At 71.1% G+C, this 10,746-nt stretch carries 7 protein-coding genes and 1 pseudogene; 1 reads left to right on the top strand and 7 read right to left on the bottom strand.

Going from position 1 to position 10,746, the window contains the following annotated elements; genetic code table 11:
- The coding region (locus GT042_RS16825; protein ID WP_161309533.1) for an ROK family transcriptional regulator at positions 1-1,142 on the bottom strand (1,142 nt) is incomplete at its 3' end.
- Positions 1,143-1,281: 139 nt separating this feature from the next.
- Between GT042_RS16825 and GT042_RS16830 the strand changes: the two genes are divergently transcribed.
- Positions 1,282-2,502, top strand: a complete 1,221-nt coding sequence (locus tag GT042_RS16830; RefSeq protein ID WP_161309534.1) for an MFS transporter — start codon at positions 1,282-1,284, stop codon at positions 2,500-2,502.
- On the opposite strand, the gene GT042_RS16835 is transcribed toward GT042_RS16830, so the two are convergent.
- The 6 genes and pseudogenes from GT042_RS16835 to GT042_RS16860 form a co-directional block, all read right to left on the bottom strand.
- Entirely contained in the window at positions 2,456-2,923 is a 468-nt protein-coding gene (locus GT042_RS16835; RefSeq protein ID WP_345943798.1) for a thioesterase family protein, read from the bottom strand. The genes GT042_RS16830 and GT042_RS16835 overlap by 47 nt on opposite strands.
- A 107-nt stretch (positions 2,924-3,030) precedes the next feature.
- A complete protein-coding gene (locus GT042_RS16840) occupies positions 3,031-4,302 on the bottom strand; it encodes an alginate lyase family protein (RefSeq protein WP_161309535.1) in 1,272 nt (423 codons plus the stop codon).
- Between the two features lie 179 nt (positions 4,303-4,481).
- Positions 4,482-6,185 carry an NAD(P)/FAD-dependent oxidoreductase gene (locus GT042_RS16845; protein WP_161309536.1) on the bottom strand — a complete coding sequence of 568 codons (1,704 nt, stop codon included), beginning with the start codon at positions 6,183-6,185 and terminating at the stop codon, positions 4,482-4,484.
- A gap of 59 nt (positions 6,186-6,244) precedes the next feature.
- The gene (locus GT042_RS16850; RefSeq protein WP_161309537.1) at positions 6,245-7,042 is read right to left on the bottom strand and encodes a carbon-nitrogen hydrolase family protein; all 798 of its coding nucleotides are present in this window, start codon (positions 7,040-7,042) and stop codon (positions 6,245-6,247) included.
- Positions 7,043-7,195: 153 nt separating this feature from the next.
- Positions 7,196-7,678 (bottom strand): Lrp/AsnC family transcriptional regulator, encoded by a 483-nt coding sequence (locus tag GT042_RS16855; protein WP_161309538.1) that lies wholly within the window; start codon positions 7,676-7,678, stop codon positions 7,196-7,198.
- A gap of 67 nt (positions 7,679-7,745) precedes the next feature.
- Positions 7,746-10,746 (bottom strand): annotated as a pseudogene (locus GT042_RS16860) (caspase family protein); the annotation flags it as partial.

The raw sequence follows: 10,746 nt of genomic DNA on the forward strand, positions 1-10,746 counted from the left end.
TCCCGCGCGGTGAGCAGCGCCCCGCGCAGGACCGCCGCCCCGCCCAGGGTCCCGGCCCTGACCTCCGTACGCAGCGGGGTCATCGCCGCGAGCCGTTCCTCGACCCGGGCGGCCAGGGCGGCGCCCCCCGCGTGGCCGATCTCCCCAGCCAGGACCACCCGGCCGGGGTCGAGGACCGCGCTGACCGCCGCCGCCCCGATGGCCAGCCGCTCGGCGAGCGTGACGAGGAACGGTTCGCCCTTCTCCCCCGCCGCCAGGGCGGCGCGCACATAGGCCGCGGCGGGCACTTCCTGGGGCCCGGGGTCGGGTGTCAGGCCGTGCCGCTCACCCAGTTCGCAGACGGCCGCCGCGCCCGCCAGTGTGTGGAATCCGCCGTCGCAGGCGAGGGCGGAGGGCAGCTGCGAGGTGCCGGGCACGGGCAGGAAGCCGATCTCACCCGCGCCGCCGGAGGCACCTCTGCGGAGTCGGCCGTCGAGCATGACGGCCGCGCCCACGCCGTGCCCGAGCCAGAGCAGGACGAACGTGTCCTGCCCCTGGGCCGCGCCGAGGCGCTGTTCGGCGAGGGCGGCGAGATTGGTCTCGTTCTCCACGAGGACGGTCGCGGGGAGCCGTTCGTGCAGGGCCGCGACGAGCAGCCGGTGCCAGGCGGGCAGCCCGCTGGTCTCCCGCAGTTCGCCGCTGACCGGGTCGACCAGTCCCGGCGCGCCGATGCCCACGCTGTGCAGGCGTACGGCCCCGGCCTCGCGGGCGGTGCGTTCCAGCAGGGCGGCGGCCTGCTCGACGGCCGGTTCGCTGGCGGTGTCGCTGCCGATGGGCAGGGTGGCCTCGGCGAGGGTGACGCCCAGCAGGTCGGCGACGACGACGGAGACGCTGTGGGTCCGTACGTCGAGCGCGGCGAGATGGGCGCGGTCGGCGACGATCCCGTACACCCGCGCGTTGGGCCCGCGCCGGCGGTCGCCGGTCTCCCCGACGACGTGGACGAGCCCGGATCCCTGGAGCCGTTCGACCAGATCGGCGACGGAGGGGCGGGAGAGCCCGGTCATCGTCTTCAGCTGTCCGGCGGTCAACGGGCCTTCCTGCTGGAGGAGTCGGAGCGCGAGCCGGTCGTTGATGGCACGGGCGGTGCTCGGTGATGCGGCCATGCGGGGATCCTTCCAGATCGCCGGCGGGTGTTTTCCCTCGGTGGCCCGCTATCTATCAGGCAGGGTTCCTGATAATTTACTCCCCGCATCGACGGCACGGGTGACAGGACACACGACCGGCAGGGGAGGACTGGACGCGATGACGACCGAAGCGGTCTACGACGGAGCGAGGTTGCGGCAGGCACGGAGGGCCGTGATGGCGGTCTTCTGCGTGCACGGCGCCGTGACCGGCAGCTTCGCCACCCGCATCCCCTGGATCCAGGACCACGCGGGGATCAGCGCGGGCCAGCTCGGCCTGGCGCTCGCCTTCCCCGCGATCGGCGCGTCCCTCGCGATGCCGCTGGCCGGCGCGATCAGCCACCGGCTCGGCGCGCGGCGGGCCCTGCGCATACTGCTGGCGCTGTGGACGCTCTCCCTCATCCTGCCGTCCCTGATGCCCAACCTGTACGTACTGTGCCTGGCGCTCTTCGTGTACGGCGCGACGTCGGGCATGGCGGACGTCGCGATGAACGCGCTCGGCGTGGAGGTCGAGAACCGCCTCGACCGGTCGATCATGTCCGGCCTGCACGGCATGTGGTCCATGGGGGCGCTGATCGGCTCCGCCGCCGGCACCGTGGCCGCGCACCTGGGCACCGACGCGCGGCTGCACCACCTGATCGCGGCGCTGGTGCTGACGGCGCTCGGCCTGCTGGCCTGCCGGCGGGTCCTGGACCTGCGCAGCGCGCCCGACGAGGAGCCGCCGCCGCACTTCGCGCTGCCGCCGAGGTCGGCGCTGCTGATCGGGGCGGTCGGGTTCTGCGCGGTCTTCGCGGAGGGCGCGAGTCTCGACTGGTCCGCCGTCTATCTCCGGGACGTGCTGGACACCTCGGCCGGCGTCGCCGCCGCGTCGACCACGGCTTTCGCCCTCACGATGACGGTGGCGCGGCTCGTGGGCGACCGGGTGGTGGACCGGTTCGGGGCCGTACGGACGGTCAGGACGGGCGGGACACTCGCCCTGGCGGGCGGGGTCCTGGTGGTCGTGGCGCCCCATCCGCTGGTCGCCATGGCCGGTTTCGGTCTGCTGGGGCTGGGTGTGGCGGTGGTCGTACCGCTCGCCTTCGCGGCGGCCGGGCGCAGCGGGCCCAATCCCAGCCAGGCCATCGCGGGCGTCGCGACGATCACGTACACCTCGGGGCTGATCGCCCCCTCGGCGATCGGCGCGGTCGCCGACGCGACGTCGCTGGTGGTCTCCTTCGGGGTGGTGACCGTGCTGGCCTTCGGCCTGATCGCGGGCGCCGGGGTGCTGCGGACGGGCGACCGGCGGCCGGCCGGGGTCAGCGGTCCGGCTCCGGACGCAGCATCGACGAAGACAGCGACCTGACGTGGTCGCTCCAGGCGACGGGCCGCAGGGTCCGGGGGTCGAGGCGGACCACCGTACGGGTGCCGTGGGCGTACGTCACCGAGGCGTCGGCCGAGCAGACGCGGAAGCCGGCGGTGGCCGACGTACGGCCGAGTGGTTCCAGCCAGAGGTGTACGGCGTACTCCCCCGCCCGGTCCAGGGCCAGGTCGAAGACGATGTGCAGATCCTTGACGACGTTGAACTCGTCGCCCTCGGCGGCGGCGAACTTCCGGCCGCCGAATCCCTGGCTCTCCCAGTAGGCGATCCAGGCGCGCTCGACCAGCACCGCGTAGCGGCTGTTGTGGAGCAGGCCCATCGGGTCGAAGTCGTCGAAGTACACGGTGAGCGGGACCAGGACGCCGAAGTCGACGTGGTCGGTGGTGGGCTGGGTGCCAGCGGTCACGAGGGGACTCCCGGGCGGTGCGAGACGGCCGAGATGGCCGGTATGGATGTTTTTATCCTATCCGCCTCGCGCATCCGCGCAGGAGTCCCGCCCGCACCCCTTCAGAGCTAGCCCGCGATCGAGTCCAGCTGCTCCGCCGCGGGCCGCAACGCCCAGACGTCGCCGCCGGGCGGCGCCTGGAGCAGCGGGACGGCCGCGAGCGCCTTGCTGTCACCGGCGTCGGCCGCCGCGTGGACGACGTCGCTCGCCGCGTACCGGTAGAACTCCAGCTCCGGATGCGGCCAGGCAGCCGCCCCGGTCGCGGCCGGCAGCAGATAGTCGACGGCCTTGAACAGGCTCTGCCCCTGGGGCCCTTGATGGGCCCAGAGGTCCACCCCGACCTGCTTGCCGATGGCGGCGAGGCGCGTGTACGCCACCAGGTCGAAGGTGGAGTAGTGCCAGCTGCGGGTACGGGCCAGTTCCTGCGGCTGGCTGCCGTCGGCCGCGATCTGCGGATCGATCCGCCGGGCCCGCGAGTCGAGGACCGTCGTGCGGGCGAGCGCCTTGTCGCCGGTGGCCAGCGCGAGGGACGCCACCTGGAGATCCATGAAGGTGCCGTGGTTGTTCTTGGCCGCCGACTCCTCCTTGCCGAAGGGAGAGTTGACCAGCCAGCCGAGGAAGTCCTTGTTCCACGCGCGCATTCCGTCGCGGTCGCGCTTCGTCCAGCCGGGCGCGCCCGTGTCGAGGATCGCGAGCGCGTCCAAAACTGAGCTGAACTGTTGGCTGAAATCAATGATGCCGATAGCCCGGCCGTCGTACTTGCAGGGAATGAACTGCCCATGGTTCAGGTTCGGGTTCATCCGGGTCACGGGGTCGACGAACCAGGTGCGCAGGACTTTCGCCGCCTGCTCCGCGTACTTCTTCCGGCCCGTGTAGTACCAGGCCAGGCTGAGTGTGGTCGTCGAGTTGAAGACCTTGCCGAGGTCGGGGCGGTCGGTGCCGGTGTCGACCTCGGGGTTGCGCTCGCCGTCGCGCTGCACGTACGGACAACCCCACGGGTTCTCGGGGGTCTTGGGCTGCGACGCCCACCAGTACGGGGCCTGGCTCAGGTAGTCGTGAGGATCACCGCTGGGCGCGGGCCTGGGCTTGTCGACCACGGTCCAGGGTCCCTGGCCGAGCCATGAATCGGCCTGCGCGGTCAGGGACTTGAGGGCCTTCTTGAGGACGGGGTCGCCCTTGTCCAGGGCGATACGGGCCTGCTGGAGCCGCTTCCCGTCGATCACCGGGGTCGCGGGGACGGCGGGGGCCGCGGTGGAGGGGACGGCCGGGATCAGGACGGCCGCGGCGGTGAACGCGGCGGCGATCAGGGTTCCCAGGCGCCTTCGGGGGGTTCCGCTCATCGAGCGCTCCCATCATCATGTATGTGAATGACATTCACGAACGAGACCGTTGGAGCGTAGAGGTGCCCTCTGCGACTGACAATGGTTCGCACACGATTCACGGATGGGACCTGCTGTAGACATACGTGTCCGGCGGAAGCCCACCCCCGCCTCGGCCCCCGCCGCCGCCCCGCCCCCGCTCAGTCCTCGGGCAGCTCGACCGGCGCGATCTCGTCGAACACGTCCCCGGGCCCCGGGTTCGACGGGTCCGTACGGCCTCCGAAGTGGGTCATCACGCCCCACACCGCGTTCAGCGCGGTCTGGACCGCGCCCTCGGCCCACCCCGCCGTCCACGAGATGTCGTCCCCGGCCAGGAAGATCCCCCGCTTGTCGGCGGGCAGCCGGTCCTGCATGAAATGGGTGAACAGCCGCCGCTGGTACCGGTAGTGACCGGGCAGGTTCGCCTTGAACGCGCCCATGAAGTACGGCTCGTTCTCCCAGGACACCGTCACCGGACTGCCGATGATGTGCCGCCGTATGTCGACCCGCGGATAGATCTCGCGCAGCGAGGTGAGCATGACCTCCATGCGTTCCTCGGCCGACAGCGGCAGCCACTTGAGGCTGTCGTCGCACCAGGTGTACGAGAGACAGATGACGGCCGGTTCGTCAGGACCGTTCTCCAGCAGGTACGTGCCCCGCGTCATCCGGTCCGTGAGGGTCATCGACATGACGTCCCGCCCGGTGGGCCGCCCCTGGTCGTCGCGTGCCTCGTCGCGCCAGAACGGCCGGTCCACCGGCACGAACAGCTTGGACGACTCCATGTAGTGGGTCCGCTCCATCGCCGTCCAGTGGTCGATCGGGAAGAGCGAGTCGTCACAGGCGATCTTGGAGAGCAGCAGCCAGGACTGGGCGGTGAAGATCGCGGCCCGGTACGTACGGATCCGGCCCGACGCGTCCGTGACCGTGACACGGTTGCCCGCCGTCCGGTGCAGCCGGGTCACGGCGGGGCGCGGCTCGCCGTCGTGCAGCGACTTGAGCGAGGTCCCGGCCGGCCAGTACGTCATCTTCTCCGGCGCGCGCGACCAGAGCCGCAGCGGCAACTGCTCGCTGCCGCCGACGATGCCCTGGTGGTGGTCGTCGGCCTCGGTGTAGACGACCCGCAGGATCTCCAGGATCGAGTTGGGGAAGTCGGTGTCCCAGCCGCCGGTGCCGAAGCCCACCTGGCCGAATATCTCCCGGTGGCGGAAGGACTTGAAGGCGGGCGAGTCGCAGAGGAAGCCGTAGAAGGTCTGGTTGTCGAGCTTCTCCACCAGCCGGGCCCAGATCTCCCGGATGCGTGGCACGTCGCGTTCCCGCAGGGCCCGGTTCATGCCGGAGAAGTCCGCGCCCTCCTCCAGGCAGGTGTTCCAGGCGGCCATCACGTCGCGGTAGACCTGCGGGAGGTCGTCGATGGTCCGGGCGTAGTGGGACTCGCCCTTGAGGTCGACGACGGTCGAAGGGGTGCCCGCGGCCAGCGGGTTGGGGAAGGGCCGCGTCTCCAGACCCACGAGGTCGATGTAGTGCTGGAGCGCGGTGGACGACGGCGGGAAGCGCATCGCGCCCATCTCGGCGGTCAGTCCGGGGTCGCAGCCCTCGAAGCCGACGGTACGGAGCCGGCCGCCGAGGCGGTCGGCCTCGTACACCACCGGTCTGAGTCCCATCTTCATCAGTTCGTACGCGGCGACGAGGCCGGAGACCCCGCCGCCGATGACGGCGACCTCCTGGCCGTGCTCGGTCGCCGGTATCTGGCCGAGGCCGACCGGATCCCGGAGGAAATCGTCGTACGCGAAGGGGAAATCGGGTCCGAACATGGTGATCGGCGGCAGCGCCGGCTCGATGTGCTCGACAGCGGTGGGCACCGTCATGGGGTACGGACTCCTTGCGGGTACGACTGGCGCGGGGGTGGGAAAGAGCGGGCCGGGTGTCAGTTGAGGGACGTGTACAGCCCGGGGCGGCGGTCCAGCAGATACGGATTGGCCTTGCGGGAGGCGCTGAGCAGCGCCGGGTCGACCTCGCCGAGGAGCAGTTCCTCCCCGCGTCCGGCGCGCGCCCGGGTCGCGCCGTCGGGTCCCGCCAGGCAGCTCAGTCCCACGAACTCGAACTCGCCCTCCTGGCCGGCCCTGTTCACGTACGCGACGTACATCTGGTTCTCGAAGGCCCTGACCGGTACGACGGATTCGGCGACGAACTCGAAGGGGTGCATCTGCGCCGTGGGCACCAGCAGCAGGTCGGTGCCGGCGAGGGCGTGGGCCCGGACGTTCTCCGGGAACTCCACGTCGTAGCAGATCAGCAGCCCGAGCCTCAGTCCGCCCAGCTCGGCCTGGACGACGGGCCGGTCGCCCGGGCTGAAGTGCGCGCGCTCGAACGGGCCGAAGAGATGAGTCTTGCGATAGTTCGCGATCCGCGCCCCGTCGGGGCCGACAACCTGGGCGGCGTTGAAGACCCGATCGCCGTCGCGCTCGGGGTAGCCGTACACCACCGCGATGCCGTGCCGGGCGGCGATCGCGGCGACGGCCCGGGCACCGGGGCCGTCGGCGGGCTCGGCCAGCCGGCCCACGTCGTCGCCGATCGCGTACCCGGTCAGGAACATCTCGGGGCAGACCAGCAGCCCGGCCCCGGCCGCCGCCGCCCGGCCGGCCGCCGCGTCGAGCGCCGCGAGACTGCCCGACACGGAACCGGGTCGGCCGGAGCTCTGGAGCAGGGCGGTACGGAGCGACGGCATGGCGGGACCTCGGACGGTACGAAAAGAGGTTCTGGGGGACGTCTCGACCGTACGGGCCGCCGCCCGGCCGGGACAAGAGACGTCCGTTGCGCGCCGACCACCGATCTGTTGCGCGGGGACGGGTGGGCGCGGCGATTTGTTGCGCGGGAGGTCTCAGCCGTGACGCGCGGGTGAACCCGGGGCGCCGGGCGACCCCGACGAATAGCGCCTGAGCAGGGGCGACAGCACCAGCACCGACTTCGTCCGCTCGACGTAGGGCTCACCCGCGATGCGTTCGAGCACCTGCTCGAAGTGGCGCATGTCGGCGGCGAAGACCTGGACGATCGCGTCGGCGTCCCCGGTCACGGTCGAGGCCGACGCGATCTCCGGGTAACGCTCCAGGCCCCGGTGAATGGCCTCGGGCGAGGTGTTGCGGCTGCAATAGATCTCGATGAATCCCTCGGTCTGCCAGCCGAGCGCGGCGGGGTCCACCCGTACGGTGAACCCGGTGATCGCCCCCTCGGCCCGCAACCGGTCGACCCGCCGCTTGACGGCCGGCGCGGACAGCCCGACGAGCGCCCCGATGTCCGCGAAGGAACGGCGGGCGTCCTCGGCGAGGGCGTGGACGATGCGTTCGTCGAGATCGTTGAGTCGCACTGCTGGTGGTTCACTTCTCTGCGGTGGCGGGTCGGCGGAGGCCGTCACCGAAGTAGAACACGACGACTCAGTGGGCGTCGCGAACCGGGGCGGGTGGAGGGCGGTGGGCGCGGTTGATGGCGAGGGGGGCCTCCGGGGCGTCGGACTCGCCCCACGACCATCGCGCCACGTTGATCGACGGGTACGCCCCCGCCACCTGGTCGTGGAGCAGATCGGCGCCGATGTGCTCGGGCCCCCCGGGAACGCCTTGTTCCAGAACGCGGACTACGGCGCCCGCGAAGGGCGAGAGAGGCCCGACGCGCTCACCACTTTCGGAGGAAGGGGCGCATAAAGCCGCCAGCACGACGTTTCTGCCGGTCGTACCCTCCCCCGCCCGGAGACTCGCGGCTCCTCCCCCCGGAGGGTCCAGGGGCGTGCCGAACATGAACCCCTCGGCGGCCTTCTTCCTGCCGACGCAACATTCGAGGATGACGACCTTGTGTTGCGCGGCGCTCCGCTGGACGATCCTGGCGACCTCTCCGTAGTCCAGATCCACGTGCATCGCGTGCGGTTCGGTGTCGGGCAGGAGAAAGGTGACCCTCCCCCTGCCGGACTCGACCAACGCGTGGCCGGCGAGGTAGACCAGCAGCGTGTGCGTGGCCGCGTCGGCCGCGTCGGCGATGGCGGCCAGGACTGGGGCGGCGTCCGGCACGTCGAGCGCCACGGTCGTGCGGTGCGCGGCGAAGGCGCCGCCCGCCGTGTCCTTGAGCAACTCCGCCAGCGCGCCGACCCCCTCGGCGACCCCGGGAAGGTCCGGTAGGTGCGCATAGTGAGCCGTTCCCACCAGTACGGCGTTCGAGCGCTCCGGGCTCCCGACCCACTGTGCGCGGGGCGGGGGCGTACGCAGCCAAGCCTTGATCACCATGTCCTTCGCGCCCACGTGCACCGGCTCGAATCGTCCGGGCAGTCTGCGGGTGACCTCGGGGTGAAGCGCCTCGGAGACGATGAGCCCGTACTGCTGGGACGGCCACCCGAACAAACTCTCGCGTAGGGCCACAGAGTCGAGCAAACGAGCAGCCCGGATCACTACGGCGCCTATGGCCCCCGACTCGGTCCTCCGGATGGGCCCCCGATCCACCGCCACCCGAATACCGGGATGCTGTCGCTTGGCATAGGCCCGGGCCACGCCCGCCGAGAGATCATCGAGGAACGCGGAGACGACTGCGGGCTCGTCCAGGCGACCGTAAAAGACAAAGTGCAGGCCGTCCCCCATGTCGTGACTCTCGTAGTACGGAACCTCGGTAGCCGCCGCAGCGTGGAAGACAAGGTCACGCACAATCTCCCGCTCCGCGTTCTGGCCGCGCTCGCTCCTATCCGCGTAGCCGGCAATGCTCACGGCCACGCACACCCCGCGCTCGAACTGGTTCGACGTGACCTGATTCCGGACTGCGGCGGCACGCATCGTCTCGAACTCCGCGATCGTGAGCGGCCGATGACCGCGCTCACGCGCCAACTGCCGCAGATAGGTGACAAGAAGGGCGAAAACGGCACCCGACGACGGGACGGTCTCTCCCCGCAGCCACGCACCGACCGTGGACTTCGCCACGGACACGGAGCCTGACATGGCGCTGACCCGGCTGCTCAGCGCGGCCTGGGTGGGGGAACCCGCCTGGCTGTAGAGCAGGGACAGGGCCGCGGAGAACGCGGTCCTGGCGTCGGAGGACGTCCGCAGGGGCGTCACGACACCAGGCTCTTGTGACGGTGGCGGCGAGACAGGGCCGGAGGGAAGGCCGGAGGGAGGCGCAACCGTTTCCGGCATGCCCCGCCAAGCGTGGTGGCGTAACACGACCAGGGCTCCGGAAGCGCTGAGCAACAGCGTGGCGCACTCGCGCAGTGGAGTCGGACCCTCCGGATCGTTGCTGTCGTCCACGACGATCAGGAACGACACGGGAGCCGACGCGCCCATCTCCTGGACGGCCCACCCGTCCATCACGTCCTCCCAGGGGCGGGACGCTTCGATTCCGATGGGGATGGAGAGTCCGTCCGTACGCCAGATCATGTCTTCGCGGCTCAGGGAGGACTCACCCCGGCTGTTCTCCCTCTCCAGCACGATCCCGAACTGATTCAGGTTGCGGGAGAGCATTTCGGCCTGGAACAGCGGCGTTCCGGTGTACGGGTTGTCCCAGGGCGGCGCGACCAGGAAACCCAGCACCCTGAGCAGGAGCAGTTCAGCGTCCCGGGGAACGCTCGACAGGCGCATGGTGTGCCGCATCTCCGCGAATGCCTCACGGACCGCCTCCGGAGCGGTGGCCAACACGCGGGCCACATACTGGTCGCGGACCGCGTCCCTGATGCCGGCCGGCGGACGTCGCGGCCCCGTCGGTCGTCGCAGCAGAGACTCGACAAGGGACCAGGGAGGAACCGTGGTGCCGTCCAGATACTCGGCAAGCGGTGCCTCCGCCACCCCGATCTCCCGCGCGTAACTCTCGCTGGAGTAGCCCGCAGCACCGAGCAGCACCATCAACGACGTGCTCAGGGCGCCGTCCGGAATCGCCGCGTACCACTCCTCTGCCGGCCGCAAGGCCACAGCGGAGCCCACGGCCACCTCCGGCACCAGCCCGAACCGCCGCTGAAGCGTCGGCCCCAGCCGCGCGAACGGGCGTGACGCGCCGTCGTCGTCCGCCCCCTCCGGAGGAGGCGGAGGCATCAGCCACGCCGGGAAGTCCGACGATCGCCCGACCAGCGCCTCGATCCGCTCCCCCACCCGGTCGCCCACGTCGATGAGGTCCGACGTCGGCACCGCGTCCAGCAGCAGATCCTTCGCTTCCGCCGTGAAGTCGAAGAAGCGGTGCCGACCGCCCTCCCACGGCTCTCCCAGCGGCGCCACCGGCTGGAGCAGTCCCCCGAGCAGCACCTCCGCCAGCGGGGCCAGGCCGCGCTGACCGTCCAGGCAGGCGTGGACCAGTTGCATGACCGGCACGCTCACCGGGGCCATCGCCGCGAGATGGGCCGCCAGGCGCACCGCGCCCGGTGACGCGGCGCGGCCGAAGTCCTCGGCGGAGACCGGGCCGGACCGCGCGGCCGCACCC

Source organism: Streptomyces sp. SID3212, assembly GCF_009865405.1.
Classification (GTDB): Bacteria; Actinomycetota; Actinomycetes; order Streptomycetales; family Streptomycetaceae; genus Streptomyces.